The organism is Actinotalea fermentans (assembly GCF_007991475.1).
GTDB classification, from domain to species: domain Bacteria; phylum Actinomycetota; class Actinomycetes; order Actinomycetales; family Cellulomonadaceae; genus Actinotalea; species Actinotalea fermentans.
In genome coordinates, this window is sequence record NZ_BJYK01000001.1 from 521,723 (window position 1) to 546,861 (window position 25,139).

The window sequence follows — 25,139 nt, forward strand, 5'->3', positions numbered from 1 at the left end:
CCCGACTAGGCTGTCTCGACGTCGCCACCCGAGCGCGTACGCGAACCGAGCACGGAGGTCTCACGGATGACTGCTGCCGGCACTGCCCAGATCGGTGTGACGGGCCTGGCCGTCATGGGCCGCAACCTGGCCCGGAACTTCGCCCAGAACGGGTACACGGTCGCCGTCCACAACCGGTCGGTCGGGCGCATGGAGTCGCTGGTCGCCGAGCACGGCGACGAGGGCAGCTTCGTGCCGGCGCGCACGATGGCGGACCTGGTGGCCGCCCTGGAGCGCCCCCGCAAGGTCGTCATCATGGTCAAGGCCGGCGCCGCGACGGACGCCGTCATCGACGAGCTCGTGCCGCTGCTCGAGCCGGGCGACATCGTCGTGGACGCCGGCAACGCGCACTTCCCGGACACGGTCCGCCGCGAGGCGGCCCTCGCGGCGCTCGGCCTGCACTTCGTCGGGACGGGCGTCTCCGGCGGCGAGGAGGGCGCGCTCAACGGTCCGTCGATCATGCCGGGCGGCACGGTGGAGGCCTACGCGTCGCTGGGGCCGATCCTCGAGCGGATCGCCGCACAGGTCGACGGCAGCCCCTGCTGCACGCACGTCGGGCCGGGCGGGGCCGGGCACTTCGTGAAGATGGTGCACAACGGCATCGAGTACGCCGACATGCAGCTCATCGCCGAGGCCTACGACCTCCTGCGCCAGGGGCTCGGGGCGTCCGCAGGGGAGCTGGCCGAGGTCTTCGCGGAGTGGAACACGGGCGACCTCGAGTCCTTCCTGATCGAGATCACCGCCGAGGTGCTCGCGCACACCGACGCGGCGACGGGGTCGGCGTTCGTCGACGTCGTCATGGACGCGGCGGAGCAGAAGGGCACCGGGCGCTGGACCGTGCAGAGCGCGCTCGACCTGGGCGTGCCCGTCACGGGCATCGCGGAGGCGACGTTCGCGCGCGCCTTGTCCGGGTCGGCGGCGCAGCGCGCCGCGGGTCGGGAGCTGCCGGCGCACACGACGCCGTGGGCGGTCGCCGACCGTGCGGCGTTCGTCGAGGACGTCCGCCGGGCCCTGTACGCCTCGAAGGTGGTGGCGTACTCGCAGGGCTTCGAGCAGATCGCCGCGGCGTCCGCGGAGTTCGGCTGGGACATCGACCGGGGCGCCATGGCGCGCATCTGGCGTGGCGGCTGCATCATCCGTGCGCGCTTCCTCGACCGGATCACGCAGGCGTACGAGCGCGACGGTGCCCTGCCGCTGCTGCTGGCGGACCCGTACTTCGCCGCGGCCGTCGGCGAGGGCGTCGCGGCCTGGCGTCGCGTCGTCGCGGCCGCCGCGACGCACGGTGTGCCCGTGCCCGCCTTCGCCTCCTCGCTCGCGTACTACGACGGCGTCCGTGCCGCCGGTCTGCCTGCCAACCTGATCCAGGCGCAGCGGGACTACTTCGGCGCGCACACGTACCGGCGGACGGACCGACCGGGCACGTTCCACACCGACTGGTCGGGCGACCGCACCGAGACCGAGGCCTGAGCCCGGTGCGCGCCGCGGTCCCCGCTCCCGAGCTCCAGCCCGTCGTCCTCGGCGGGGACATCGGCGCCTACAGCGTCGCCCGGGCCTTCCACGAGGCCTACGGCGTCCGCGCGGTGGTCGTCTCGTCGGTGGCCACCGGCGTCGTGCGCCACTCCCGGATCCTGCACAACGTCGTCGAGCCGGGGATCGACGACCCGCGCACGGCCGTGGCGCGCCTGCGCGCCATCGCCAGCCAGTTCCCGGGCAAGCGTCTGCTCCTGCTCGGCTCCGCCGACTGGCTGGTGCGCACCATCGTCGAGAACCGGGCCGAGCTCGAGGACCTGTACGTCATCCCGTACGTCGACAAGGCCACGCTCGACCTGGTCACCGACAAGGACAACTTCGGTCGCCTCTGCGCCGAGCTGGGGCTCGGGCACCCCACCACGGTGGTGCACGACGTCGGCGCGGGCGGGGTGCCCGACACCTCCCACCTGCGCTTCCCCGTGATCGCGAAGACGGGCAACACCGCCGCCTACCACCACGTCGAGTTCCCCGGGAAGAAGAAGGTCTTCACGGTGGACACGCCCGCCGAGCTGGCCGACCTCATGGGGCGCCTCCGGACGGCGGGCTACACGGACACGTTCGTCATCCAGGACTTCATCCCGGGCGACGACTCGGGGATGCGCATCCTCACCTGCTACTGCGACACGGCGGGCCGGATGCGGTTCGCGTCGTTCGGCCACGTGCTGCTCGAGGAGCACACGCCCGGAGCGCTCGGCAACCCGGCCGGCATCATCACGCGCGGCGACGCCGAGATCGTGGAGCAGGCCCGGCGGCTGCTCGAGCACATCGGGTGGCGTGGGTACGCGAACTTCGACCTGAAGTACGACCCGCGCGACGGCCGGACGGTGTTCTTCGAGCTCAACCCGCGGCTCGGGCGCAGCAACTTCTACATCACTGCCGCCGGCCGGAACACGACGGAGCTCTACGTGCGCGAGCGGATCCAGGGCCTGGACCCGCTGCCGCCCGGTGCCGACGAGCAGCTCACCGACGAGCACCTGTACACGGTGCTGCCACGGCCGTTGCTCCTGCGCTACGTCGCCGAGCCGGCCCTGCGGGCCAGGACGCGGCGCCTGTTCCGGACCCGCCGGGCCACGAACCCGCTCTGGTACTCCGCCGAGCGTGACCCGCGACGCCTCGCCTACCTGGTGATCGCGCAGCTGAACCAGTTCCGCAAGTACGCGCGGTACTACCCGGCACCCGCGCGCCGGGCCGACGCAGCGAGGGCACGATGAGCGCGCGGCGGCTGCCGGTCGGCGTGATCGGGGGCGTCGGTCCGCAGGCGACCGCGTACTTCCTGGACATGGTGGTCCGGCTCACGCAGGCGGACCGGGACCAGGACCACCTCGACATGGTGGTGCTCAACCACGCGTCGATCCCGGACCGGACGGCCTTCATCCTCGGGCGCTCGACCGAGGACCCCGGACCCGTGATGGCGGACGACGCACGCAGGCTGGCCGCCTTCGGCGTCGACTTCCTCGTGCTGCCCTGCAACACCGCGCACCACTTCACGCAGGAGATCGAGGCGGCGGTCGCGGTGCCGCTCGTCAACATCGTGGACGAGACCGTCGCCGAGGTCCGCCGACGCGTCCCGGGCGTCGGCGCCGTCGGGCTGCTGGCCACGAGCGGCACCGTGCGCGCGGGTGTCTACCAGCGCGCGATCGAGGCCGCCGGGGCGCGGACGGTGCTGCCGGACGACGAGGGCCAGGCGTCGCTGATGCGGATCATCTACGAGCAGGTCAAGGCCGGCCGGCCGGTGGACCTCGAGGAGTTCCGCACGCTCGTCGAACGCGTGCGCGCGCAGGGCGCCGAGGCCGTCGTCCTGGGCTGCACGGAGCTGTCGGTGGTCGCCGCCGACTTCGACCTGCTCGCGCAGGACCGCAGCCTCGTCGACTCCCTGGACGTCCTCGCGCGGCGCACGATCGAGCGCGCGGGAGGGACCGTCCGGGCCTGACCGGCCGATGCCGCCCGCGCGGGGCCGGCCGTGGCTCAGCCGAGCTGGCTGGTCCCGGAGTACAGGTGCAGCACCGGCACCTGCAGCTCCTCGCGCGCCCGGGAGGCCCAGTCGCGGTGGAACGTGTCCTCGAGGGCGTGCGGCAGCGTCACCACGACGATCTCGCTGACCTCACGGTCGGCGACCACGGCGCGCAGGGCGGGCAGCGGGTCGTCGGCCACGACGACGCCGTCCGCCGTCGCCCCGGCCGCGGCGAACGCGGCCAGGCTCGCGGCCAGCTGGTCAGCGGCGTCCCTGCGGGCCTCAGCGGGCTCCGGCTCCCGGCCCAGCGCCGCGTCGAGCGCCTCGCGGAGCTCGCCGAGGCTCAGGTGGTCGACCAGCGAGACCAGGATGTTCTGCTCCGTGTCCGCCGGCACGAGCACGTGGAACACGACGTCCCGAGGGGGCTCCTGCCCGGTGTACAGGCCGCTGATCTGGGCCGCGTCGGTCTCGGTCAGGGCGTCCTCGGTCAGGACCACGACGATCTCGCTCACGGGTCGAGCGTATCGGCCGACGGCGGTGCGCCCCTCATGCTCGCAGCAGCCACCGGCCGAGCAGCACCCCGTCGCAGTGCAGGAGGCCGGCGAGGTGGGCGTCGACGGGCGGGGTCAGCCACGCCGGCGCCACGACGGGCCGCGGTGCGGGCCCGGCCACGACCACCGGGCTCGAGGTCAGGCACAGCTCGTCGAGCAGCCTGGCGTGCAGCAGCGCACCCAGGAGCGTCGGGCCGCCCTCGACGAGGATGCGCGGCAGGCCGGCGTCCACGAGCGCGTCGACGACCGCCTCGAGGTCCACGGCGCCGTCGTGCACCAGGAGCCGGCCACGGGGCAGGTGACGGCGCAGCCGGCTCAGGCCCGGGGCGTGCGTCGTCGTCACGACCCACGGCGCCGGGTCGTCCTGCAGCACGGCGTCGGGCAGGTCGCCGCCGCCCGTGACGACCGCGAGCGGCGGGTGGTCGGGCTGACCTCGACGCAGGCGGGCGTCGCGGAGGTGCTCCGGCGTGCGCGGCGCGCGGTAGCCCTCGGCGCGCACGGTCCCGGCGCCGACGAGGACGACGTCCGCCCAGGCGCGCAGCGCCTCGAACACGCGGTGGTCGGCGGCACCGTTGATCGAGCCCGAGCGTCCGTCCGGCCCCGTGGCCGCGCCGTCGAGCGTGGCGATCATGTTCGCGCGGAGCCAGGGCAGCCGCGGCTCGCCGTAGTGCTCGTCGAGCCGGGCCGCGTCGTCGGGACCGATGGGCTCGGCGCCCGGGGGCAGGAGGACCTCGAGCGTGGGTACGTCCGCCATGTCCTGACCGTAGCGTCGTCTGGCTTAGGCTCGCCCGCGTGACGGCCACCCTCACCGACCGGTTCCCGCAGGTGCCGGCCGACCGGTTGCTGGCCGCCTTCGTCCCGCCGCGGCACTTCGCCGAGGCGCGCTTCGACGGCTACGTGCCCGACGCGGAGCACCCGAGCCAGGCCGAGGCCCGGGACCGGATGGCGGCGCTCGCCGCCGGCCTCGCCGCCCCGCGCCGTCGGCCGCGCCTGCGTCGCCCGGCCCCGCCCCCCGCCCTCTACCTCGACGGTGGGTTCGGGGTGGGCAAGACGCACCTGCTCGCCGCGCTCGCGCGCGAGGTCGGGCCGGGCGTCGCCGCGTACGGGACCTTCGTGGAGTACACGCACCTGGTGGGGGCGCTCGGCTTCGGGGCCGCGGTCCGGGCGCTCGGGCAGCGACGCGTGATCTGCATCGACGAGTTCGAGCTGGACGACCCCGGGGACACGGTGCTCATGTCCCGGCTGCTGCGGGAGCTGTCGGACGCCGGCGTGACGATCGTGGCGACCTCGAACACCTTGCCGGAGTCGCTCGGCGAGGGCCGGTTCGCCGCCGAGGACTTCCTGCGTGAGATCCAGGCCCTGGCCGCGCGCTTCGACGTGCTGCGCATCGACGGCCCCGACTACCGGCACCGCAGCGCGCCCGGCGTGGCGCCCGGTCTGTCCGACGACGACGTGCGGGCGGCCACGGCAGCGGTTCCCGGCGCCGCGTGCGACGACCTCGGTGCGCTGATCGCGCACCTGCGCCGCGTGCACCCGGTGCGCTTCGGCGCCCTTCTCGAGGACGTCGCGATGCTCGGACTGACCGGCGTCGGGCCCGTGGGGGACCAGGCCGACGCGCTGCGCCTCGTCGTCCTCGTCGACCGGCTCTACGACCGTGACGTGCCGGTGCTCCTCGGTGGCCGGGGCACCGAGGAGCTCTTCACCGACGCCATGCTGCGCGGCGGGTACCGCAAGAAGTACCTGCGTGCGCTCTCGCGCCTGGCGGAGCTGGCCGCGCGGGGCCGGGCTCAGTCGGCCGCGGCGCCGCCGGGCTGAGGGATCCGGATGGCGTCCAGCCGTGCGAGCTCGGCGGCCGGGTCGATGTCGCTGGGCGGCCAGGACAGCTCGAGGCCCTCGAGGGCGTGGACCAGGAGCTCCGTGACGGCCAGGCGCGCGTACCACTTGCGGTCGGCCGGCACGACGTACCACGGGGCGACGTCCGTCGACGTCCGGTCGAGCACGGCCTGGTAGGCCTCCTCGTAGGCGGGCCACTGCGCGCGCACGTCCAGGTCGCCGGGGTTGTACTTCCAGTGCTTGTCGGGCCGTTCGAGGCGCTCGCGCAGACGTGCCGCCTGCTCGTCGGGGGAGATGGCGAGCGCCACCTTGACCACGACGGTGCCCGACGCCGTCACCTCCTCCTCGAACGCGTTGATCTCGGCGTACCGCGCCTGCCAGACCTCCGGGGGGACGAGGCCGGCGACGCGGACGACGAGCACGTCCTCGTAGTGGGACCTGTCGAAGACGCCGAGGTAGCCCGGGCGCGGCAACGACTGGCGGATCCGCCACAGGTAGTGGTGCGCCCGTTCCTCCTCGGTGGGCACGCCGAAGGACCGCAGCATCACGCCCTGCGGGTCGACCGCACCGATGACGTGCCGCACGATCCCGCCCTTGCCGGCCGTGTCGAGGCCCTGGAGCACCAGCAGCACCGATCGGGTCCCGCCGGTCCGACCGTGCGCGAAGAGCAGCTCCTGCAGCTCGGCCAGGCGCTCGCCGCGGGCGGCGGCGTGCGGCTCACCGGCCTCGCGGTCACCCGACCACCCCGGGGTGGACGCGCGGTCCAGCGCGGCGAGGTCGAATCCCGGGCCGGCCCGCAACGCCTGTGGCGCGGGCACCTGCCAGCCGTCGTGGCCCATCTCACTCCTTCGTCGACGCCGTGCGGAGGACGGCGACCGCCCTCGCCGGGAGCTCCACCTCGTCACCGTAGGCGGTCACGGGTGCCCAGGCGGCGAGCACGGTGACGACATCCCCGCCGACGCGGACCCGCCGGGGCTCGTCGGAGAGGTTGAGCGCGACCTCGATCCGACCGCGCCGCGCGACGAGCCAGCCCTCACCGTGCTCGACGCCCGTGGCCGTCCGGTCACCCGAGGCGATGTCCGGCTCCCGGTGCCGCAGCGCGATGAGGTCCCGGTACCAGGCGAGGAGCCGGGCGTGCTCGGGCCGGCCGGGCTCGTCCCAGTCGAGCCGGCTCGCGGCCACCGTCGCCGGCGACTGCGGGTCGGGGACCTCGACGGTCCCGCCGTACAGGTCCGCCCAGCCGTGCCCCCCGAACTCCTCGGTGCGGCCCCGGCGGATCGCGTCGGCGAGGTCGGGCTCGGCGTGGTCGGTGAAGAACTGCCACGGCGTGCGGGCGCCCCACTCCTCGCCCATGAAGACCATGGGCGTGTATGGCGAGCAGAGGACGAGGGCCGCCGCCATCGCGAGGCCGCCCTGGTCGAGCCGGACCGACGGGCGGTCGCCGAGCGCCCGGTTGCCGACCTGGTCGTGGTCCGACGCGAACACGACGAACCGGTGGCCGTCCACCTCGGGTGGGACCGGTGCGCCCCAGTGCTGCTCGCGGAAGGTCGACCACCAGCCGTCGTGCACGAACACCGAGGTCAGGGCCTTCGCCAGCACCTCCGGCGTCCCGAAGTCGACGTAGTACCCGTGCCGCTCGCCGGTGAGGAACGCGTGCACCGCATGGTGCACGTCGTCGGCCCACTGCGCGGTCATGCCGAAGCCGCCGTCGGCGGTCGGGGTGACCGTGCGCGGGTCGTTGAGGTCGGACTCCGCGACGAGCGAGAGCGGACGCCCGACCTCGTCGGCGAGGCTCGCGACGGCGTCGGCGAGCTCGGCGAGGAGGTGGCGAGGGGAGTCGTCCACGAGGGCGTGCACGGCGTCCAGCCGGAGCGCGTCGACGTGGAACTCACGCAGCCACCGCACGGCGTTGTCGACGAGGAAGGCGCGCACCGGGCCTGCGTCCGGCCCGTCCAGGTTCACCGCAGCGCCCCACGGGGTGTGGTGCCGGTCCGTGAAGTACGGCCCGAACTGGCCGAGGTAGTTCCCCGACGGGCCGAGGTGGTTGTAGACGACGTCGAGGCAGACGGCCAGGCCCCGGGCGTGCGCCGCGTCCACGAACCGCTGCAACGCCGCCGGGCCGCCGTACGCCTCGTGCACCGCGTAGAGCGCGACGCCGTCGTACCCCCACCCGTGGGTCCCGGGGAAGGCCGCGACCGGCATGAGCTCGACGACGTCAACGCCGAGGTCGACCAGGTGCCCGAGGCGCCCGACGGCGGCGTCGAGGGTCCCCTCGGGCGTGAAGGTCCCGACGTGGAGCTCGTACACCACGGCGCCGCGGATGTCACGGCCGGGCCAGTCGCGGTCGGTCCAGTCGAACCGGCCCGGGTCGAAGGTACGGCTGGGGCCGTGCACGCCCGACGGCTGCCAGGGGCTGCGCGGGTCGGGGCGCGGGTCGGCGCCGTCGACGGAGAACCAGTAGTCCGTGCCGTGCGGGAGCGTGAGCGGTCCCGACACCCACCACCCGTCCTCGGCCCGCTCGAGCGGCATGACGCGCGGACGGCCCGTCGGGCGCCGGCTCGGGTCCGTGGTCGGCATCACCAGGTCGACGGCGCGCGCGGCAGGTGCCCAGACGCGGGGCCGCCAGGTCCACAGGGTCATGACGCCTCCACCGCGGGCGCCCCGTCGCGCACGAGGAGGGCGACGGGCAGCGCGTGGAGGAGGTCCGCGAGCCGGACGGACCCGCCCATGACCTCGCGGCCGGTGAGCGCGTCGTGCCATCCGCCCTCGGGCAGGACGACGGTGTGCTCGCCCCAGCCGCCGAGCCGCTCGAGCGCGAGGGCCAGCCGCGTGACGACCGTGACGGTCACCGGGTCGCCGCCCGCCGTGCGGGCGAACGCGAGCGCCGCCGACGTCGAGGTCGGCACCGGCAGGTAGCCGGCCTGCGGGCCGACGAACGCGGCAGCGTGCGCGCGCCGCACCCGGAGCGCGCGTGACGTCACCACCAGCTTCTCCTCGCGGAGGTCGCGCGGGCTCTCCGTCTCGAGCCGGTCGAGCGTACGGGCGAGGCGCGCGAAGTCCACGGCGCGCCGGTTGTCCGGGTCCACCAGGGCCACGGCGGGCACCTCCGTGCCCTGGTACACGTCGGCGACGCCCGGCAGCGTGAGCTGGACGAGCTTCGTGCCGAGGGTGGCGGCGCGGACGCCCGGCGCCGACGCGCGCACCCAGCCCTCGAACGCGTCCACGACCGCGGGGTCCTCGAGCGCGCCGCGGGCGAGGTCGAGCACCGCGGCCTCGTAGGCCTCGTCCACCGAGGTCCACCCCGTGTGCTGCTTGGCCTCGCGCATCGCCTTGACGAGGTAGTCGCCGAGCCGGTCGGGCGCGAGCGGACCGTCCGCGGTCCAGGTCCCGGCGACCGTCTGCCACAGCAGGTTCTCCGTGCGGCCGTCGACGAGCGCGCCGCGGCGCTCTGCGGTGGCCGCGCGCACGCGCTCGACCAGGTCCGTCCACTCCGTGGGGAGCTCTGACAGGACCCCGAGCCGCGCCCGGACGTCCTCCGAGCGCTTGGTGTCGTGCGTGGACAGGCCGGTCATCGCCACCGGTGCCCGGTGCTGCGCGCGGCCCGCCCACGCGTGGAGCTCGTCGGGGCTGATCGCGAAGCGCTCCGGCGCGCCGCCGACCTCGGTCAGGGCGACCAGGTGGGTCCAGCGGTAGAACGCCGTGTCCTCGACACCCTTGGCCATCACGGCCCCGCACGTCTGCTGGAAGCGGACCATGAGCGCGTCGCGGCGTGTCTCGCGGGTGCGGCCCGCAGACCCCGACTCGCGGCCCATCAGCAGGTCGGCGAGCAGGTCGAGAGTGTCGAGGCGGTCACCCTCAAGCCGGCCCCGTGCCCGCGCGACGCACTCGGCGAACGCGACCGCCGCGTCCGGCGTCGGCGGCTCCCCGGGAACCACGTAGTACCGGTAGCGGTCGGCGGCGACGAGGAGCTCGACGAGGCAGTCGTGCAGCGAGCGCCGTGTGTGGTCGCGCAGCCGGACGTCGTCCCGGCAGATGTCGGCGGCGAGCTCCGCGAGCCGGTCCACCTCCGCGTACAGCGGGCCGGTGACGATCTCGCGCTTGGCCTCGTCGACGAGCCCGGGGAGCGCGTCCGGGGCATCGCCGGTCAGGCGGTGCATGACGGCGCCGAGCTCGCCGGCCCCGCCCGGGTCCACGAACACCTGGTTCACCCGCCACGCCGCGTCGTAGCCCGTGGTGCCGGCCGTGGCCCACTCGTCGGGGAGTTCCTCCGCGGGGGCGAGGATCTTCTCCACGACGACCCACGCGTCGTCGGTCGCGGCGGCGAGCCGGTCGAGGTACCCGCGGGGGTCCGCGAGGCCGTCGGGGTGGTCGATGCGCAGGCCGTCGACCGCACCCGACCGGACCAGGTTCGTCAGGAGCGCGTGCGTGGCGTCGAAGACGGCGGGGTCCTCCACCCGCACGGCCGCGAGGGTGCCCACGTCGAAGAACCGCCGGTAGTTCAGCTCCTCGTTGGCCACCCGCCAGTAGGCGAGGCGGTAGTGCTGGCGCTCGACGAGCTCGGCGAGCGGCAGGTGCTCGGTCCCGGGACGGACGGGGAACACGTGGTCGAAGTACCGCAGCACGGTCTGCGGCCCGTCCAGCCCGGGGATGTCGGTCGTCTCGAGGGAGAGCTCGCCCGCGGCGAGCACGGTGCCCACGCGGCTGCCGAGGACCGGCATGAGCAGCGCGCCCTCGCCCGCCGTCCAGTCGACGTCGAACCACGAGGCGTAGGGCGAGTCGGGCCCGTGCGCGAGCACCGACCACAGCGCCCGGTTGTGCCAGACCGGCGTCGGCACGGCCATGTGGTTCGGGACGACGTCGACCACCAGGCCGAGCCCGGCGGCCCGGGCGGCGGCGGCGAGCCGCTCGAACCCCGCGCGACCGCCCAGGGCGGGGGAGATCTCGTCGTGGTCGACGACGTCGTAGCCGTGCGTGGAGCCCGGAGCCGCCCGCAGGATCGGCGACAGGTAGAGGTGCGTGACGCCGAGCCGAGCCAGGTAGGGGACCTGCGCTGCGGCGTCGTCGAAGGTGAAGGCCTCGGTGAGCTGCAGGCGGTACGTCGAGACGGGCACCGGGCGGTCGGCGCCGGGTCGGCGCCGGGTGGGGCTGGTCCGGGCCTCGAGCGTCATGCGGTGGCCGCGGATGTCGGCGGGCGGCTGAGCACGAGCGTGCTGCGGCCGGTGATCTCCAGGGAGTCGCCGGCCTTGACGACGGTGCCCGGCTCGAGCGTGTGGTCGGTGTCGAGGACGCACGTCCAGCTCGCGCCGAAGTCGGCGGGCGGCACCGTGATGATGACGGTGTTCGGTGCCGCGTTGTACATGACGAGGAAGCTGTCGTCGATGACGGTCTCGCCCCGCGGGTCCGGCTCGGTGATCGCCTCCCCGTTGAGGAAGACGGTCACGGCCTTCACGTACGACTCGCGCCAGTCGGCGTCCGTCATGTGCTCGCCGTCCGTGGCGAACCACGCGATGTCGCCGAGGTCGGACTCGCCACCGTGGTCGGCGCTGCCGGCGAAGAAGCGGCGGCGCCGCAGCACGGGGTGGTCGCGGCGCAGGTGCACCAGCGTGCGCGTGAACTCGAGCAGCGCCTCGCGGTGCTCGTCGAGGTCCCAGTCGACCCAGGTCAGCTCGTTGTCCTGGCAGTAGCCGTTGTTGTTGCCCTGCTGCGTGCGGCCCAGCTCGTCGCCGTGCGCGAGCATCGGCACGCCCTGCGACAGGAGAAGGGTCGCGAGGAAGTTGCGCTGCTGCCGGCGGCGCAGGGCCGCGATGCCCTCGTCGTCCGTGGGGCCCTCGACGCCGCAGTTCCACGACCGGTTGTGGCTCTCGCCGTCGTTGTTGCCCTCGCCGTTCGCCTCGTTGTGCTTCTCGTTGTAGGAGACGAGGTCGGCGAGGGTGAAGCCGTCGTGCGCGGTGACGAAGTTGATCGAGGCGTTTGGCTTGCGCGCGGTGTGCTCGTACAGGTCCGACGAGCCGGTCAGGCGGCTCGCGAACTCCGCGAGCGTCGCCGGCTCCCCGCGCCAGAAGTCGCGCACGGTGTCGCGGTACTTGCCGTTCCACTCGGTCCACTGCGGGGGGAAACCACCCACCTGGTAGCCGCCCTCGCCGACGTCCCACGGCTCGGCGATGAGCTTGACCTGGCTGACGACCGGGTCCTGCTGCACCAGGTCGAAGAACGCCGACAGGCGGTCGACCTCGTGGAACTGACGCGCGAGGGTCGCGGCGAGGTCGAACCGGAAGCCGTCGACGTGCATCTCCGTCACCCAGTACCGCAGCGAGTCCATGAGCAGCTGGAGCACGTGGGGGTGCCGCATGAGGAGGGAGTTACCGGTGCCCGTCGTGTCGAAGTAGTGCGCCTGGTCCTCGTCGACGAGGCGGTAGTAGGCAGCGTTGTCGATGCCGCGGAAGCAGAGCGTGGGGCCCAGGTGGTTGCCCTCGGCGGTGTGGTTGTAGACCACGTCGAGGATGACCTCGATGTCCGCCTCGTGCAGGGTCTTGACCATCTGCTTGAACTCCTGGACCTGCTGGCCCGGGTTCGCGGCGCGGGAGTAGCCGTTGTGGGGGGCGAAGAAGCCGATCGTGTTGTAGCCCCAGTAGTTCGACAGGCCCTTGGTCTGCAGGTGCGGGTCGTGGACGAACTGGTGCACGGGCATGAGCTCGATCGCCGTGACGCCGAGGTCGGTGAGGTGGTCCACGATCGCCGGGTGGCCGAGCGCGGCGTAGGTGCCGCGCAGGTCCTCGGGGACGCCCGGGTGCCGCTGCGTGAGCCCCTTCACGTGGGCCTCGTAGATGACGGAGTCCGCGTAGCCGCGGGTCGGCGGGCGGTCGTGGCCCCAGTCGAAGAACGGGTTCACGACGACGGACACCATCGTGTGCCCGGCCGAGTCCTCGGTGTTCAGCTTCTCCGGGTCGGCGAAGTCGTAGGAGAACAGCGAGCGGTGGCCGTCGATCTGGCCGTCGATGGCCTTGGCGTACGGGTCGAGCAGGAGCTTGGCCGGGTTGCACCGGTGGCCGTGCGCGGGGTCGTACGGCCCGTGCACCCGGAAGCCGTACCGCTGACCTGGCTGGACGTCGGGCAGGTAGCCGTGCCAGATGAAGCCGTCGGTCTCGGGGAGGTCGACGCGTGTCTCGGTGCCGTCCTCGTCGAGGAGGCACAGCTCGACCCGGTCCGCCACCTCCGAGAAGAGCGCGAAGTTGGTGCCGCTGCCGTCGAAGGTGGCACCGAGGGGGTAGGCGTGGCCTGGCCAGATCCGCATGCCCCCCAGCCTGCCAGGATGCGGACGAAACCGCCCCGGGTGGGGGCGGTCCGTGTGACGGACCGTCCGAGCCCTTCGGGTGCCGGTCAGTCCGTGGTCACCGGGAGTCCGGCGCCCACCCAGGCCCCGATGCCGCCGGCGAGGTCGGCCGCGCCGTCGATCCCCGCCTGGGACATGAGCCCGAGGGCGGTCTGCGACCGGTTGCCGGACCGGCAGTAGACGGCGTAGGTGGCCTCGGGGTCGAGGTCGGCGAGCCGGGTGGTGAAGTCGGCGGCCGAGACGTCGAGGTTCACGGCGCCGTCGAGGTGTCCCTCGGCGAACTCCTGGGGTGTGCGCACGTCGAGCAGCACGACGCCGTCGGCCGCGGCGAGGTCGGCGAACTCCGCGGGGGCGAGGGTGGTGCACTCGGCGGCCTGGACGCAGGCCACCGGGTCCGTGCCGGGGGTCGCAGCCGAGGCGCCGGAGGTCCCCTCGGTGTCGTTGCTGCAGGCGGCGAGCGCGAGGAGGGTCGCCAGGCCGAGACCGGCGATCGTCGTCTTCTTCATGGGTGGAAGCATACCCCCCGGGGTATATGGCTCGCATCGTACGGTGGCCCGCCAACGCCAGACCATGATCGCAGCGCGGTGGCGATCACGGTGGGCCTTGCGACATGGGTGGGGCCGGGATCCGCCGCAGTGGTGGCTGCGGCAGATCCCGGCCGGCTGGGGTCGGCCGCCGTGGCGCGGCCGAGGTGCGACGTCCGGGTCGCTCAGATGAACAGCAGCTGCGCGCCCTCGGTCATCTCGATGAAGTCGGTGGCGCTGATGATGCCCTCGACGTCGTCGCGCAAGTCGGAGTCGGTGAACTTGTTCATGTCGGCGCTCATCCGGCAGGCCCACAGGTGGCCGCCCGCGGCGACGATCTGGTCCAGGAACTCCGGCACCTCGGGGATGCCGAGGTCCGCGATCTGCTTCTTCATCATCGACGTGGCCATGGCCTGCATGCCGGGCACCGGCGCGAGCGCCTGCGGGACGCGGACGTCGCCGATGGGCATGTGCATGGCGGTGTTCCCGACCGGGGAGAACTTCAGGTCGTGCATGCGCTTCTTGGCGATCATGTCGAAGCCCCAGAAGGTGAAGAACAGGTGCACCTCGATGCCCTCGCCGAGCGCCGCGTTGCCGAGCACGAGCGCCGGGTAGGCCATGTCGAGGTTGCCCTTGGAGCAGATGATCGCGAGCTTGCGGCCTTCGCCGGCCTCGTCGTCGAAGCTGGGCACGATGGGGGTCATGTCAGGTCCTTCCTGCTGGTGGCGGGTCCGTGCGTCCGGTGGTGGCGGGTGGCCGGGGCGTCAGACGCAGCCGCGGGGCTTGGGCAGGCCGGCGATGTAGGCCATCTTCTTGGCCGGCTTCTTGGGGAAGAGCTCGAACTGCTGCTTGACCGGGAAGCCGCCGACGGCCTGGACGCGGCGGGTCGTCGCGGTCTCGCCCTCGGTGGCGAAGTCGGCGCGCAGGAACTCGACGATCTTCCAGTGCTCGGCGGTCATCTCGATGCCGATGGCCTCGGCGAGGGCAGCCGCGAGCTCGCGGTCCCACTCGCTCGGGTCGGTGAGGAAGCCCTCGTCGTCGACGTGGACGTCGCGGCCGGCGATGGTGGTGACAGGCATGGTGGGTCCTCTCGAAGGGGCCGTCTGGCGGCCGGGGGAGTCAGAAGTCGGCGGGGATGCGGATGTCGGAGGCGGGCTTGGCCGGCGGGGCCGGCGGTCGCTTCTTGCCGGCCATGGACATGTGGGCGGAGACCGGCAGGCGCCGGCCGGGCAGGAGCATGTGCCAGTACAGGTGGCGGAACGCGAGCTTGCCCCAGTGGTTCAGGCGGCTCTCGCGCAGCAGCCGCATCGGCCCGACGCCGGGCAGCGGGTAGGTGCCGGGCAGCGGCTCCGTGTCGTAGTTGAAGTCGATGAGCAGCGCCTTGCCGTGGCCGCTCTCGATGAAGCAGTTGGCGTGGCCGTCGAACTTCTCCGGCATGGCCTTGCCCGCCACGTGCGCGAGGAAGTTGGGCACGAACGCGTCCACGGAGAAGTGCGCGACCGAGCCGGCCTTCGACGCGGGCGCGTCGCTGGCGTCGCCGATCGCGAAGATCCGGTCGTCCGCCTTGGACAGCAGCGTGTGCTTGTCGACGGGGACGTAGTTGAGCTCGTCGCCGAGCCCCGAGCGGCCCACGAAGTCCGCGCCCATGTTCACCGGGATGGTGACGAGCAGGTCGTAGCCGATCTCGCGCTCGTCGAAGGACCGGAGGACCTGCTCGTCGCCGTCGACGCTCTCGACGACGAAGTCCGGCTCGAGGGCGATCGCGCGCTCGGTGAGCATGTCGCCGAGGTAGGCGGCCGAGATCGGCTTGGTGAACGCGCCGGGCAGCGGCGTCACGTACGTGAGCTCGACCTTGTCGCGGATGCCGCGCTTCGTGAAGTACGCGTCGGCGAGGAAGACGAACTCCAGCGGCGCGACCGGGCACTTGATCGGCATCTCGGCGACGTGCACGACGACGCGGCCGCCGCCGAACGCGGCGAGCTCGGCGGCCAGGGCGCCGGCGCCGGCGTACGTGAAGAACTCGTGCACCTTGCCGCCGAGCGCCTCGGCGAGGCCGGGGGTCTCGGCGGGGCGCGGCGTCGTGCCCGACGCGATGACGAGGTAGTCGTAGGCCAGCTCGTCGCCCGACTCGAGGTGCACGGTGCGGGTGGCCGCGTCGACGCGGTCGACGGCCGCCCGCACGAGGTCCACCCCCTTGCGCAGGCGCGGCGCGAGCGGCTTGCTCACCTGCCGGTCGGAGTAGATCCCGAACGGCAGGAAGAGGAACCCCGGCTGGTAGTAGTGCACGCCGGCCGGGTCGACGACGGTGATGCTCCACTCGTCGGCGGGCAGCTTCGGGCGCAGCTTGTTGACGACCATGGTGCCGGCGGTACCGGCGCCGATGACGACGAGACGTCTCATCTCTCACGCTCCACCAAGCGGAGGTGTGCCCGGGCGACCGGGCACGGGCGGCGGTGCCGTCCCGAGATTCACGCTAGGTACCCGGGGGGGTATGGCGACAGGGACCAAGGTCACATGCCCCGGGGGGTATGTGCCAGTGGGGTGACGACGCCCCGGATGCGGTTCCGCGCCCGCGGTGCGAGCGTGAGCCGATGACCGAGAACCCGGAGACCACCCCGTCGACCGAGGGCTACGACCCAGCCGCCGACCAGGACGCCGACCCGGAGTCCCTGTCGCCCCGCACGGGCGCGGCGGCGATCCCGGACGCCGGAGAGGACGCCGGCGACCCCGACGCCGACCCGGACATGCTCAACCCGCGTGAGGGCTGACGCGGCGCGGCCGGCCCGACCTGCAGCACCGGTCGCGCGCCGGCCGCCGTCGCCATCTCAGTGCGCCAGTCGCTCCACCACCGCGCCGTACAGCCAGGGGGCGCGCCGGGCGACCGGCACGATCGCTCCCCGGGCCGGCGATGCTGCCCAGGTGACGAGCCCCGTCGTGAGCAGACGGTAGTCGCGCGTGACGGCTCGCCATGCGCGCTCGTAGGCGCCCGCGTCCCCGAGCGTCGCGACGGCGGCGCGCGCCTGGGCCAGACCGACGCGCAGCCCCTCGCCCGTGAGCGCGTCGACGTAGCCCGACGCGTCCCCGACGAGCGCGACGCGTCCGCGCGTGCGCGCCGTGGTGAGCTGGCGCAGCGGGCCGGCGCCCAGGGTCGGCCCGACGGGCCGGAGCCCCCCGAGTCGCTCGGCCAGCCGCGGCAGTGCCGCCACGGCCGCGTCCCAGTCGGTGTGCGGTGGGCCGAGCACCGCAACCCCGACGAGGTCGGGTCCCACCGGCGTCACGTACGCCTCGGCGCCCGGCGCCCAGTGCACCTCGACCAGGTCCGTCCACGGCGCGAGCGGGACGTGCCGGCGGAGCCCGAAACGGCGTCGGCGGGTCGGCGTCGGGCGCTCCAGGCCGACCAGGCGTCGCACGGTCGAGTGCAGGCCGTCGGCGGCGAGCAGCCACCGGGCGCGCACACCGGCTGCGGTGACGGCCTCGGCGTCCTGCTCGACCGTGGTGACCCGGCCGGTCACGCGCGTGACGCCGAGCGCGTCCGCCCGCGCGCCGAGCGCGGCGTGCAGCGACGTCCGCCGCACACCGCGGCCGGCGCCCGTCCGGAACGCGTGGTCGACGTGGCGCCCACCCACGGTGCGGTAGCTGATGCCCCGCAGGTCCCAGCCGGCCGGGTCGACGCCGAGCCGCTGCAGCGCGCGCAGCGTCCCGGGCATGAGCCCTTCGCCGCAGGCCTTGTCCACGGGCCCGGTGCGCGGTTCGACGACGACGACCTCCCGTCCGGCCAGTCGCGCCTCGATCGCGGTGGCGAGCCCGACCGGCCCGCCGCCCACGACGAGCACGTCGGTGTCGGTCACCGGCGGCGTCATCGGGCGGGGGCGAGGTCCGCCAGGGCGCGCTCCTCGGCCGGGATCCGGAAGCCCAGCAGCAGCACGGCGTTGAGCAGCGTGAACGCGACCGCGGTCACCCAAGCGGTGTGCACGAGCGGAAGGGCGAGCCCTTCCAGTGCGACGGCCACGTAGTTGGGGTGCGCGAGCCGGGCGTACGGACCGCGCGCGACCAGTGGCGCGCCGGCGACGACGATCACCCGGGTGTTCCACTGGGGCCCCAGGGTCGCGATGCACCACCAGCGCAGTCCTTGTGCGGCGACCACGAGGGCCAGCGCGGGCCAGCCCAGCCACGGCAGGAAGGGCCGGTCCGCCACGACGACCTCGACGACGGGGGCGACGAGCAGTGCGGTGTGCAGCACGACCATCGCCGGGAAGTGCCCGCGCCCTCGCTCGACGCCGCCCCGGTCGAAGGCCCAGCGCGCGTGGCGGGCCGACAGCACGAGCTCGACGAGCCGCTCGAGCGCGGTGGCGGCGAGGACGACGACGAAGAGCGTGAGCACCGTCAGTCCCACCTCAGGAGCGCGAGCTCGGCGCCCACGCCCGGGCCGAAGGCCAGGGCGACGCCCCAGGTGCCGGGCTCCGGCGGGCGGTCCATCGCACGCGCCAGCACGTGCAGCACGGAGGCCGACGACAGGTTGCCCGTGCGGGCGAGCACGTCGCGCGTGGGAGCGACGGCAGCCTCGTCGAGGTCGAGGGCGTCGCGCACCGCGTCGACGATCCGCGGACCGCCGGCGTGCACCACCCAGGTGCCGACGTCGCGGCTTGAGGTCGTGCGGCTCGAGCAGGGCGCGGACGTCGTCGGCCAGGTTCTGCTCGATCACGCCGGGCAGGCCGGGTGCGAGCACGATGCGGAAGCCGCTGCCGCCGACCCGCCAGCCGAGCTGGTCCGCGGTACCGGCGTAGAGCCGGGTCGCGGCGTCCACGACCTGCGGGCCGGCGCCCGCCGCGGCGGGATGGGCGGCGCCGACCATCACGAGGGCGGCGCCCCCGTCCCCGAAGAGGCCGCTCGCGACGAGGTTGGCGGTGGAGTCGTCGCCGTGCTGGACGGTCAGCGAGCACAGCTCCACGCTGACGAGGAGCGCGACGTGCGTGGGGTGGGCGAGCACGTGGTCGCGCACGTGCCCGAGCGCCGCGGCCCCGCCTGCGCAGCCCAGGCCGAAGGACGGCAGGCGCCGCACGTCGGGACGCAGCCCGAGCCGCGTCGCGAGCAGCGCGTCGAGCGAGGGCGCCGAGACCCCGGTCACGGAGGTGAAGAAGACGTAGTCGACGTCGGCGGGGGACAGGCCCGCCGCGGCGAGGGCGGCCCGGCTCGCGGCCTCCGCGAGGTCGCCGCCGACCTGCACGAACACGTCGTTCGCGGCCTCGAAGGACGTCAGGTGCGCGTACGCGTCCAGGGGCAGGGCGAGGTGTCGTGTCGTGACGCCGGCGGAGGCGTGCAGGCGCTCCATGAGCGCCCGTCGCGTCGGGTCGTCGGCCAGGAGCGGGGCGATGGCGGCGGTGATCTCGGCCTGCGGGTAGGCGTGAGGCCCGAGCACGGGTGCGACGGCGAGGATCCGTGCCATCGGCCGAGTCTGACACGATGTGACGAATCGGGCACGGTCGCGGCCGTACAAAATGCGTGGAGGCACGCGCGGCGCGAGCGGCGCCGCCCGGACCGGGCGAGGGAGGGGCATGCGGCTCGTCGTCGGGGTCGTCGCCGCGAGCCATCCCGCGCCCACCGCGGTGGTGACGGCCCTCGCCGTGGTCCTCGCGGTCGGTGCCGGCGCCCCCGTGGGGACGGCGGTCCTCGTGGGCGCTGCGGTGCTCGCCGGGCAGCTCTCCGTCGGGCTGTCCAACGACTGGCTCGACGCGGCGCGCGACCGGGCGGTCGCGCGGCGCGACAAGCCGGTGGTCACGGGCGCGGTGTCGGTGCGCGCCGTGCGGGCCGCCGCCGTCGGTGCGGCGGTGGTGTGCGCCGCGGCGTCGTGGGCCACCGGGCTGCTCCCCGGGAGCCTGCACGTCCTCGCGGTCGGCTCGGCGTGGGCGTACAACCTCGGGCTGAAGCGCACCGCCGCGTCGTGGGTGCCCTACGCGGTGTCTTTCGGGCTGCTGCCGGCGTTCCTCGTCACGGCGGCCGGGGGCACACCGCCGCCGGCCCTGGTCGCCACGGGCGCTCTGCTCGGCGTGGGCGCGCACCTGGCGAACGTGCTCCCCGACCTCGAGGACGACGCCGCCACGGGCGTCCGCGGGCTCCCGCACCGGCTGGGTCGCCGCGCATCCTCCGTGCTGGCGCCCGTCCTGCTCGCGGGGGGCGCCGGCGTGGTGGTCGCCGGGCTGCCGGGCCGGTCGGCGGTGGTCCTCGCGTGCGCGGCGGTGGCGGGCGCACTCGCCCTGGCTGCGGGAGTCGTCGCCCTCACGCGGCCGGCGAGCCGCGCGCCGTTCGCGCTGAGCATGGGCGTGGCCGCGGTCGCCGTGGGCCTCCTGGCGACCGCCGGCGGGCGGCTCGCCTGACCGGTGCGTGTCGGTGGTCGGGGCGACGATGGGGTCATGACGCAGCGGCCGCTCCCGAAGTCCGCCGCTCCTGCCCGGCGGCGCGCCGAGCGCTTCGAGCGGAGCCTGGCGCTGCCCGGCTGGTCGCCGTCGACCTGGGGCTACGACCCGGCGCTGGAGAGCTTCTGGGCGGAGCTGCGGCCCGACCGGGTCGCCGACGACCCCGGCGACCCCCGCCGCGGGACGGTGCTCATCAGCCGCGACCACCTCATCACCACGCTCCCCGGCCTCGCCCGGGCGGTCGCCCGCTCCACGCAGGTCGGCGACGTGACCGCGCTGCGCGCGCTGACCGCCTGACCGGGGCGGCCCGCAGCGTCCGGCTCGCGGCGGGGCGGGTCCGCGTGATGCTGTCGGCTCGCGATCCGTGAGGGGGTGGCTGGTGGCGCGGGACGGCGGGATGGTGGCGATCGGCTCGCTCCGCGAGCTCGCCGAGCTGCTCGGCCTGCTCGGCGCACCGGCGTACGTGCGGTTCAGCGGCGGGCCCGAGGCCGACGCGGCCGGGACGAGCGTCGACAAGGAGAGCGGGTGCACGCTCCCGGGGCTGTCCGTGAACCCGCTGACGCCCGAGCCCTGGTGGGACCGGCCCGCCGAGCACTGGCTGGCGCGGCAGCTCTGCCAGTACGCGCACCTCGGTGGTGGCGAGCGGTTCGGGTGGGTGCTCACGGGCGACGTCGTCGGACGCGGGCCGGACAGCGAGCCGCTGGTGCGGGAGTTCCGCGCCGTGGCGCGCCTGGCGAGCGGCGTCCTCGACGAGGCGGAGCGCGTCTACGCCGCTGTCTTCGACCCCGGCCGGGTCTGACCCGTCAGCGTTCCTCGGGGTCGAGGCCCTGGGCGGCGCGACCGCCGTCGACGGGCAGCACGGCTCCGCTGACGAAGGCAGCCCGCGCCGACAGGAGGAAGGCGACGACGTCGGCGACCTCCTCGGGCGTGCCGACCCGCCCGAGCGGGTGCAGGCGCGCCATCTCCGCGGTGACCAGGCTGCGCTCCGGTCCCGCGAGCCCGTCGAGGTACCGCTCGTACCGCTGCGTGGTCACCGAGCCGAGGGCGACGGCCGTGCACCGGATCCCGTCCCGGCCGTGATCGACCGCGACGGCCCTGGTCAGCCCCTCGATCGCCGCCTTGGCCGTGGCGTAGGCACCCGCGCCGCGGACGGCGCGCTGCGCCTGGTGCGAGGAGACGTTGACGATGGCGCCACCCCTGCCGGCCCGGCGCAGCTCCGCGACGGCCGTCGCGCACCCCACGACGACGGGAGCCAGGTTTGCCATGACGGCGTCGAGCACGCGCGGTGCGTCGGTGAGCGGGGCGTCCCAGAAGACCGCGGCGTTGTTGACCCACCCGCGCAGCCCTCCGTGGGCTCGGGCCGCCGCGGCGGCGGCCTCGGCCGTTCCGGCATCGGCCGCGTCCCCGACGACCGCCGTCACCCGGGCGTCGCCGGTGCACCACGCCGGCGCCTCGACGTCCACGACGACCACGTGCGCCCCGTCCGCGACCAGGCGCTCGGCGATGGCCCGCCCGATGCCGCGGCCGGCGCCCGTGACGACGACGGCGCCGGTGTCGGCACCGGGGTCCGCGTGCCCGTCGGCGATCGGCTCGATCCGCTCCGCCGGGTCCGCCTGGTCCATCAGTGCAGCGTCGCGTCCGCCGGGCCGGTGCGCCACTCGTGGAAGCGCACGGTCAGGCCCGGCTCCTCGCGCGTCGGCGAGCAGGCGTACGGCCCGGCGACGGCGGCCGCGTCGGGGGGGAACGGTGCCAGGCGGACCAGTGCGAACGGTTCGTCGTCCACGCGCGCGCGGATCGTGACGGCGTCCCCGGCGCGGCTGGCGCGCAGCGTGACGCGTCGACCGGACCACTCCGGCACCGGCCGCACGGACCAGTCGGACTTCCCGAGGGTGACGACGGCGCCGAGCTGCGGGACGCCGTCGGACAGCTCCACGCCCGCCTTGATCCATGTCCGATCGTCGGCGCGGACCAGGAGGCCGGCCTGGTCGAACTCGACGCTGAGGTCGACGGTGAAGGTGACCTCGACGGCGCCCGGCGTCGCGAGGTCGGCGACGAGGGCGGGGGCGTCGTCGCGGGTGAAGCCGTAGGAGGTCTCGCGCCAGGCGTCGCTGCGCGCTGCGGGCGTGAGGAGCAGGTCGTCACCGGAGGTCGAGGAGGCGGCCGGAGGGACGGTCCAGCGGCCCGTGGACCAGGGGACGGGCGTCAGGGAGGTCATGCGGTCACCCTAGGCTCAGCGGCCCCGCGCGGCGGTGCGCGCGGCCGTCGGGACGTTCGTCCCGGTCTCCTGCGGCACGGGTTTCTACGGTGGCCGGTGTGCAAATAGACGCAGGGGGCGTGAGGTCGGCGCCGGGCGGCCGCGCCCGGTGGCTCGTCCGGACCAACGCCCTCGTGGTCGCCTGGCTCGGGCTCGCGGTAGTCGTGGCCGTCGGCCATCGGTGGATCCCGGCAGCGTCGTGGCTGATGACGCACCTGCTGCTCCTCGGCGCGGCCAGTACCGCACTGCTCATCTGGACCGCCCACTTCGCCCAGGCGCTGGGGCGGCGTCCGCTGCCGGGCGGGACGCGGCAGCAGGCCGTGCGCCTGGCCCTGCACACCCTCGGCGCGGTGGCGGTCGTGACCGGCCTGGTGACGACCGTCGGCGCCGCCGTGACGGCCGGGGCCGCGATCGTCGCGGGAACCGTCCTGTGGCATGCGGCGGCCCTGGTCGGTGCGCTGCGCGGGGGCCTGGGCGGGCGCCTGTCGTGGACCACGTGGGCCTTCGTCGCGTCCGCGCTCGCGCTGCCCGTGGGCGCCTTCCTGGGGCGCCTGCTCGTGAGCGCGGGTGGCGAGCTCGCCGGGCGGGCGTACGTCGGGCACGTGGCGTCGATGCTGCTCGGCTGGGTCGGCCTGGCCGTGGTGGGCACGCTCGTCACCCTCTGGCCCACCATGCTGCGGGTCCAGCTCGACGACGCCGCCGAGCGCGCCGGGCGCCGCGGCCTGGTCGTGCTCGCCGGCTCGCTGGCGGTCCAGGTGGCAGGGACGGGGATCGGATGGCGGTGGCTGCTCGTGGCGGGCCTGGCGGGTTACGTCGTCGGCCTCGTCGTCGCCTGGCGCCCGCACGTCGCGCAGGTCCGGCGGCGCCCACCCGAAGGGTTCGCCCCCTGGTCGGTCGGGGCGGGGCTGGCGTGGCTCGCCGGCGCCGTCGGCGTGTGGGCCGCCGTGGCCGCCACCAGCCCCACGTGGGCCACGCTCCAGGGACGCACCGGGGCGCTCGTCGCGCCGCTCGCGGTCGGGTTCACCGGCCAGGTGCTGCTCGGCTCGCTCGCCCATCTCGGCCCGATGGCGCTGGGCGGGGGACCCGGTGCGGTGCGGGCCGCGCGCGACGTCGTCGACCGCGGCGCGGGCGCCCGGCTGGTGCTCGCCAACGGCGGGCTGCTGCTCTTCGTGCTGCCCGCGCCCAGCCTGGTCCGGGTCGCGGCGTCGATGCTCGCCCTGGTGGCACTGGCGGCGACGCCCGCCCTGCTGGTGCGCGCCGCCGTCGTCGCCCGGCGTGCCCGACGCAGCGCGGAGGCCTCCGGTACCCGCGGGCTCCCCGTGGCCGTGCCGGGAGGCCTGGAGGCGCCGCGCCGGCGGCACCGCCGGTCGGCGCTGGCGGGTGGGGTGGCCCTCGCTGTGGCGGTCGCCGGCGCCGTCGCGGCCGACCCGGCCGCCGCAGGGCTCGGTGCAGCCGCCGACGCCGGCGTCGCCGCGACCGGGCGGGTGGTCGAGGTGGAGGTCGTCGCCCGCGACATGCGGTTCGAGCCGGCCTCGGTCACGGTCGAGTCCGGCGATCGCCTGGTCGTGGTGCTGGCGAACGCCGACGACGTGGCGCACGACCTGGTGCTGGACTCCGGCGCGTCGTCGGGCCGCGTCGCGCCGGGCGGGACCGGACGGCTGGAGGTCGAGGTCGTCGGGCGGGCGCTGGACGGGTGGTGCTCGGTGACCGGGCACCGGCAGATGGGCATGACGTTCCGGGTCGAGGTCGCGGGCGCGGAGACCGCCGGGACGGGCCCGGCCCCGGGGCACGACGGCGGCCACCAGGACCCGGCAGCCGCGCCCTCGGCGGCGGAGGACCTGGACCTCATGGCCGATCCGGGCCTGGGTTTCGAGGCGTACGACGCCGCGCTGCCGCCTGCTCCGGACGCCGCGGTGCACCGCGTGCGGCTCGAGGTGACCGAGGTCGAGCGCGAGGTCGCGCCCGGCGTCCGGCAGACGGTCTGGACGTTCGGCGGCACCGCCCCCGGTCCGGTGCTGCGCGGGCGCGTAGGTGACCGGTTCGAGGTCACGCTGGTCAACGACGGCACGATCGGCCACTCGATCGACTTCCACGCCGGCGCCCTCGCACCGGCCGGGCCGATGCGCACGATCGAGCCCGGTGAGGAGCTCACGTACACGTTCACGGCGACCCGGTCGGGCATCTGGATGTACCACTGCTCGACCATGCCGATGTCGCTGCACATCGCGAACGGGATGTTCGGCGCCGTCGTCATCGACCCGCCGGACCTGCCGCCCGTGGACCGCGAGTACCTCCTGGTGCAGTCTGAGCTCTACCTCGGCCCGCAGGGCGGCACGGCGGACGAGCGGGCGGTGGCCGACGAGACGCCCGACGCGGTCGCGTTCAACGGGTACGCCGCGCAGTACGACCACGCGCCGCTGCCGGTGCGCGTGGGCGAGCGCGTGCGGATCTGGGTGCTCGACGCCGGACCGAACCGCGCGACCTCGTTCCACGTCGTGGGCGGGCAGTTCGAGACGGTGTTCCGCGAGGGCGCGTGGCTGCTCGGCGGGCCGGGCGCGGCGCCGACGACCGGCGGGGCCCAGGCGCTCGCGCTGCAGCCCGCGGAGGGCGGCTTCGTCGAGCTCGTGCTGCCCGAGCCGGGGCAGTACCCGTTCGTCTCGCACGTCATGGTCGACGCCGAGCGTGGCGCCCACGGCCTGCTGGACGCGCGCTGACGG

23 protein-coding genes and 1 pseudogene are annotated in these 25,139 nt (G+C 74.7%); 9 read left to right on the top strand and 15 right to left on the bottom strand.

Annotated features, from left to right (window positions below; genetic code table 11):
* Positions 1-66 precede the first annotated feature (66 nt).
* The 3 genes from gndA to cuyB are packed head-to-tail and all read left to right on the top strand — an operon-like array spanning position 67 to position 3,499.
* Positions 67-1,506, top strand: a complete 1,440-nt coding sequence (gene gndA / locus AFE02nite_RS02460) for an NADP-dependent phosphogluconate dehydrogenase (RefSeq protein ID WP_034244726.1) — start codon at positions 67-69, stop codon at positions 1,504-1,506.
* Between the two features lie 5 nt (positions 1,507-1,511).
* Positions 1,512-2,780 carry a carboxylate--amine ligase gene (locus AFE02nite_RS02465; protein ID WP_034244723.1) on the top strand — a complete coding sequence of 423 codons (1,269 nt, stop codon included), beginning with the start codon at positions 1,512-1,514 and terminating at the stop codon, positions 2,778-2,780.
* The gene (gene cuyB / locus AFE02nite_RS02470) at positions 2,777-3,499 is read left to right on the top strand and encodes a cysteate racemase (protein WP_034244722.1); all 723 of its coding nucleotides are present in this window, start codon (positions 2,777-2,779) and stop codon (positions 3,497-3,499) included. Before AFE02nite_RS02465 ends, cuyB begins: the two co-directional genes overlap by 4 nt.
* 35 nt (positions 3,500-3,534) lie before the next feature.
* Here cuyB and AFE02nite_RS02475 read toward each other — a convergent pair whose 3' ends face one another.
* Together AFE02nite_RS02475 and AFE02nite_RS02480 are read right to left on the bottom strand one after the other, a co-directional pair.
* Complete coding sequence (locus tag AFE02nite_RS02475) at positions 3,535-4,032, bottom strand: hypothetical protein (RefSeq protein ID WP_034244719.1); 498 nt, start codon at positions 4,030-4,032, stop codon at positions 3,535-3,537.
* 34 nt (positions 4,033-4,066) lie between these two features.
* Positions 4,067-4,825 (bottom strand): dihydrofolate reductase family protein, encoded by a 759-nt coding sequence (locus tag AFE02nite_RS02480; protein ID WP_034244717.1) that lies wholly within the window; start codon positions 4,823-4,825, stop codon positions 4,067-4,069.
* 38 nt (positions 4,826-4,863) lie between these two features.
* Between AFE02nite_RS02480 and zapE the strand changes: the two genes are divergently transcribed.
* Positions 4,864-5,886: a cell division protein ZapE gene (zapE, locus tag AFE02nite_RS02485; protein ID WP_052113546.1), complete on the top strand. Its 1,023-nt coding sequence runs from the start codon at positions 4,864-4,866 to the stop codon at positions 5,884-5,886.
* On the opposite strand, the gene AFE02nite_RS02490 is transcribed toward zapE, so the two are convergent.
* From AFE02nite_RS02490 to sqr, 8 genes are all read right to left on the bottom strand, one after another.
* The gene (locus AFE02nite_RS02490) at positions 5,859-6,743 is read right to left on the bottom strand and encodes a PPK2 family polyphosphate kinase (protein ID WP_052113545.1); all 885 of its coding nucleotides are present in this window, start codon (positions 6,741-6,743) and stop codon (positions 5,859-5,861) included. The two genes, zapE and AFE02nite_RS02490, sit on opposite strands and share 28 nt — an antisense overlap.
* A 1-nt stretch (position 6,744) precedes the next feature.
* On the bottom strand, positions 6,745-8,544 hold the full coding sequence (treZ, locus tag AFE02nite_RS02495; RefSeq protein WP_034244716.1) for a malto-oligosyltrehalose trehalohydrolase: 1,800 nt from the start codon (positions 8,542-8,544) through the stop codon (positions 6,745-6,747).
* Positions 8,541-11,072, bottom strand: coding sequence for a malto-oligosyltrehalose synthase (treY, locus tag AFE02nite_RS02500; RefSeq protein WP_034244713.1), 2,532 nt, complete (start codon positions 11,070-11,072; stop codon positions 8,541-8,543). Before treY ends, treZ begins: the two co-directional genes overlap by 4 nt.
* Complete coding sequence (glgX, locus tag AFE02nite_RS02505) at positions 11,069-13,195, bottom strand: glycogen debranching protein GlgX (RefSeq protein ID WP_034244711.1); 2,127 nt, start codon at positions 13,193-13,195, stop codon at positions 11,069-11,071. Before glgX ends, treY begins: the two co-directional genes overlap by 4 nt.
* 86 nt (positions 13,196-13,281) lie before the next feature.
* Positions 13,282-13,740, bottom strand: a complete 459-nt coding sequence (locus tag AFE02nite_RS02510) for a rhodanese-like domain-containing protein (RefSeq protein WP_034244710.1) — start codon at positions 13,738-13,740, stop codon at positions 13,282-13,284.
* Between the two features lie 203 nt (positions 13,741-13,943).
* Complete coding sequence (locus tag AFE02nite_RS02515) at positions 13,944-14,462, bottom strand: DsrE/DsrF/DrsH-like family protein (RefSeq protein ID WP_034244709.1); 519 nt, start codon at positions 14,460-14,462, stop codon at positions 13,944-13,946.
* Between the two features lie 60 nt (positions 14,463-14,522).
* Positions 14,523-14,837 (bottom strand): TusE/DsrC/DsvC family sulfur relay protein, encoded by a 315-nt coding sequence (locus AFE02nite_RS02520; RefSeq protein ID WP_034244707.1) that lies wholly within the window; start codon positions 14,835-14,837, stop codon positions 14,523-14,525.
* Positions 14,838-14,877: 40 nt separating this feature from the next.
* A complete protein-coding gene (sqr, locus tag AFE02nite_RS02525) occupies positions 14,878-16,158 on the bottom strand; it encodes a type III sulfide quinone reductase, selenoprotein subtype (RefSeq protein ID WP_052113544.1) in 1,281 nt (426 codons plus the stop codon).
* Between the two features lie 191 nt (positions 16,159-16,349).
* Here sqr and AFE02nite_RS17255 point away from each other — a divergent pair, with 191 nt between their 5' ends.
* Positions 16,350-16,526 carry a hypothetical protein gene (locus AFE02nite_RS17255; RefSeq protein ID WP_186814451.1) on the top strand — a complete coding sequence of 59 codons (177 nt, stop codon included), beginning with the start codon at positions 16,350-16,352 and terminating at the stop codon, positions 16,524-16,526.
* A 57-nt stretch (positions 16,527-16,583) separates the two neighbouring features.
* Here AFE02nite_RS17255 and AFE02nite_RS02530 read toward each other — a convergent pair whose 3' ends face one another.
* The 3 genes and pseudogenes from AFE02nite_RS02530 to AFE02nite_RS17905 form a co-directional block, all read right to left on the bottom strand.
* Positions 16,584-17,618 (bottom strand): FAD-dependent monooxygenase, encoded by a 1,035-nt coding sequence (locus tag AFE02nite_RS02530; RefSeq protein WP_034244704.1) that lies wholly within the window; start codon positions 17,616-17,618, stop codon positions 16,584-16,586.
* Positions 17,615-18,145 (bottom strand): isoprenylcysteine carboxyl methyltransferase family protein, encoded by a 531-nt coding sequence (locus AFE02nite_RS02535; RefSeq protein ID WP_407643079.1) that lies wholly within the window; start codon positions 18,143-18,145, stop codon positions 17,615-17,617. The genes AFE02nite_RS02530 and AFE02nite_RS02535 overlap by 4 nt, the downstream gene beginning before the upstream one ends.
* A 513-nt stretch (positions 18,146-18,658) precedes the next feature.
* A pseudogene (locus AFE02nite_RS17905) lies at positions 18,659-19,312 on the bottom strand (hypothetical protein); the annotation flags it as partial.
* Here AFE02nite_RS17905 and AFE02nite_RS02545 point away from each other — a divergent pair.
* The 3 genes from AFE02nite_RS02545 to AFE02nite_RS02555 all read left to right on the top strand — a co-directional run bounded on the left by AFE02nite_RS02545 (position 19,311) and on the right by AFE02nite_RS02555 (position 20,967).
* Positions 19,311-20,129, top strand: coding sequence for a UbiA family prenyltransferase (locus tag AFE02nite_RS02545; RefSeq protein ID WP_146819014.1), 819 nt, complete (start codon positions 19,311-19,313; stop codon positions 20,127-20,129). The pseudogene AFE02nite_RS17905 and the gene AFE02nite_RS02545 sit on opposite strands and share 2 nt — an antisense overlap.
* A 36-nt stretch (positions 20,130-20,165) precedes the next feature.
* The gene (locus AFE02nite_RS02550; protein ID WP_034249079.1) at positions 20,166-20,465 is read left to right on the top strand and encodes a hypothetical protein; all 300 of its coding nucleotides are present in this window, start codon (positions 20,166-20,168) and stop codon (positions 20,463-20,465) included.
* A gap of 67 nt (positions 20,466-20,532) precedes the next feature.
* The gene (locus AFE02nite_RS02555) at positions 20,533-20,967 is read left to right on the top strand and encodes a DUF6098 family protein (protein ID WP_261765388.1); all 435 of its coding nucleotides are present in this window, start codon (positions 20,533-20,535) and stop codon (positions 20,965-20,967) included.
* A gap of 4 nt (positions 20,968-20,971) precedes the next feature.
* On the opposite strand, the gene AFE02nite_RS02560 is transcribed toward AFE02nite_RS02555, so the two are convergent.
* The gene (locus AFE02nite_RS02560; protein ID WP_146819015.1) at positions 20,972-21,790 is read right to left on the bottom strand and encodes an SDR family NAD(P)-dependent oxidoreductase; all 819 of its coding nucleotides are present in this window, start codon (positions 21,788-21,790) and stop codon (positions 20,972-20,974) included.
* On the bottom strand, positions 21,790-22,383 hold the full coding sequence (locus AFE02nite_RS02565) for a DUF1349 domain-containing protein (protein ID WP_034249081.1): 594 nt from the start codon (positions 22,381-22,383) through the stop codon (positions 21,790-21,792). The genes AFE02nite_RS02560 and AFE02nite_RS02565 overlap by 1 nt, the downstream gene beginning before the upstream one ends.
* Positions 22,384-22,502: 119 nt before the next feature.
* On the opposite strand from AFE02nite_RS02565, the gene AFE02nite_RS02570 reads away from it, so the two are divergent.
* Positions 22,503-25,136, top strand: a complete 2,634-nt coding sequence (locus AFE02nite_RS02570; RefSeq protein WP_146819017.1) for a multicopper oxidase domain-containing protein — start codon at positions 22,503-22,505, stop codon at positions 25,134-25,136.
* Positions 25,137-25,139: the final 3 nt, after the last annotated feature.

Excerpts from the sequence above, each read along its gene's own strand:
- gndA (WP_034244726.1), top strand. The coding sequence starts at position 67 with ATGACTGCTGCCGGCACTGCCCAGATCGGTGTGACGGGCCTGGCCGTC.
- cuyB (WP_034244722.1), top strand. The coding sequence starts at position 2,777 with ATGAGCGCGCGGCGGCTGCCGGTCGGCGTGATCGGGGGCGTCGGTCCG.
- AFE02nite_RS02480 (WP_034244717.1), bottom strand. The coding sequence starts at position 4,825 with ATGGCGGACGTACCCACGCTCGAGGTCCTCCTGCCCCCGGGCGCCGAG.
- AFE02nite_RS02490 (WP_052113545.1), bottom strand. The coding sequence starts at position 6,743 with ATGGGCCACGACGGCTGGCAGGTGCCCGCGCCACAGGCGTTGCGGGCC.
- treZ (WP_034244716.1), bottom strand. The coding sequence starts at position 8,544 with ATGACCCTGTGGACCTGGCGGCCCCGCGTCTGGGCACCTGCCGCGCGC.
- treY (WP_034244713.1), bottom strand. The coding sequence starts at position 11,072 with ATGACGCTCGAGGCCCGGACCAGCCCCACCCGGCGCCGACCCGGCGCC.
- glgX (WP_034244711.1), bottom strand. The coding sequence starts at position 13,195 with ATGCGGATCTGGCCAGGCCACGCCTACCCCCTCGGTGCCACCTTCGAC.
- AFE02nite_RS02510 (WP_034244710.1), bottom strand. The coding sequence starts at position 13,740 with ATGAAGAAGACGACGATCGCCGGTCTCGGCCTGGCGACCCTCCTCGCG.
- AFE02nite_RS02515 (WP_034244709.1), bottom strand. The coding sequence starts at position 14,462 with ATGACCCCCATCGTGCCCAGCTTCGACGACGAGGCCGGCGAAGGCCGC.
- AFE02nite_RS02520 (WP_034244707.1), bottom strand. The coding sequence starts at position 14,837 with ATGCCTGTCACCACCATCGCCGGCCGCGACGTCCACGTCGACGACGAG.
- sqr (WP_052113544.1), bottom strand. The coding sequence starts at position 16,158 with ATGAGACGTCTCGTCGTCATCGGCGCCGGTACCGCCGGCACCATGGTC.
- AFE02nite_RS17255 (WP_186814451.1), top strand. The coding sequence starts at position 16,350 with ATGACCGAGAACCCGGAGACCACCCCGTCGACCGAGGGCTACGACCCA.
- AFE02nite_RS02530 (WP_034244704.1), bottom strand. The coding sequence starts at position 17,618 with ATGACGCCGCCGGTGACCGACACCGACGTGCTCGTCGTGGGCGGCGGG.
- AFE02nite_RS02545 (WP_146819014.1), top strand. The coding sequence starts at position 19,311 with ATGCGGCTCGTCGTCGGGGTCGTCGCCGCGAGCCATCCCGCGCCCACC.
- AFE02nite_RS02550 (WP_034249079.1), top strand. The coding sequence starts at position 20,166 with ATGACGCAGCGGCCGCTCCCGAAGTCCGCCGCTCCTGCCCGGCGGCGC.
- AFE02nite_RS02560 (WP_146819015.1), bottom strand. The coding sequence starts at position 21,790 with ATGGACCAGGCGGACCCGGCGGAGCGGATCGAGCCGATCGCCGACGGG.
- AFE02nite_RS02565 (WP_034249081.1), bottom strand. The coding sequence starts at position 22,383 with ATGACCTCCCTGACGCCCGTCCCCTGGTCCACGGGCCGCTGGACCGTC.